The 1093-nt window shown below is 63.9% G+C and carries 1 protein-coding gene; it reads left to right on the top strand.

Going from position 1 to position 1093, the window contains the following annotated elements; genetic code table 11:
* Positions 1–81: 81 nt before the first annotated feature.
* Complete coding sequence (locus HGO38_RS30985; protein WP_250959630.1) at positions 82–1053, top strand: IS110 family RNA-guided transposase; 972 nt, start codon at positions 82–84, stop codon at positions 1051–1053.
* Positions 1054–1093 lie beyond the last annotated feature (40 nt).

The raw sequence follows: 1093 nt of genomic DNA, 5'->3' as shown, positions 1-1093 counted from the left end.
CCCCTTGGCTTGAACCGAGGCAGAGCTTGGTCCGTCCGTCTTCACGTTTGTCCTGAACAGATGATGGGGAGCAAGTCCCGCATGCAAGGCAAGGTTTCGTTCGAACAAGACGCGACGTCCGCAGTTTATGTCGGTGTGGACGTCTGTAAAGAGTGGCTCGACATTCATGTCCTTCCGCAGGCGGAAAGCCGGCGGTTCGGCAACGACAAGGCCGGTATCCGCCAGTTCAAGCGGATGCTGACCAGACTGCGGCCTGATCGCATCGTCATGGAGGCGACCGGCAAGTTCCATCGCCCCGCCCACCGTTCGCTCAGTGCCGACGGATTTGCAGTGGCGATCGTCGATCCATGGCGCGCCCGGCAGTTTGCCGGCTGTAACGGCTATCTGGCCAAGACCGACCGGATCGATGCCCGCATGCTGGCCTTGCTTGCCGCCGTCCTCCGGCCGCAGCCGAGCGGGCCTCCAAGCCTCGACATCGAGGCTTTGCAGGAGTTGGTCAATGCAAGGGCTGGCGCCCAGGGCGAGCTCACGGCCGTGAAGAACCGTTGCAAGGTTGCCGACACCGCCTTTCTGCGGGTAGAGCTTCGCCGCGTCATGCGCGTGCTGGAGCAGCATGTCGAACGGCTGGATGGCGAAATCGAGCGCCGGATCATCGCCCAGCCGGATCTGTGCCGCAAGGCCGAGATTCTGACCTCCGTTCCCGGCATCGGCCGTATCACCGCCGCCGCCCTGATCGCCGGAATGGACGAACTCGGCACGTGCTCCGGCAAGCAGGCGGCCATGCTGGCAGGCCTTGCTCCAATCGCCGACGATAGCGGCGCAAGGCATGGTCGGCGCTCCATTCGTGCGGGAAGGCCGGCCCCGCGGCGCGCCCTCTACATGGCCGCCCTGTCGGCGCAGCGTTACAATCCGGCCCTTGCCGTGTTTGCCAAGACGCTCAAAGCTGCCGGCAAACCACCCAAGGTCATCCTCGTCGCCATCATGCGCAAGCTCATCGTCTTGGCCAATTGCCTGCTCGCCCAAAACCGCCTCTGGACACCAACTCCACCTTGACAGTAAACACAGATGCTCTGCCCTGCCGGGCATCTCCCCC

It is taken from the genome of Rhizobium sp. CG5 (assembly GCF_023701945.1).
Taxonomy (GTDB): domain Bacteria; phylum Pseudomonadota; class Alphaproteobacteria; order Rhizobiales; family Rhizobiaceae; genus Allorhizobium.
The sequence above is the reverse complement of the archived record's forward strand: the minus strand, read 5'-3'. Positions and strand labels throughout refer to the sequence as shown.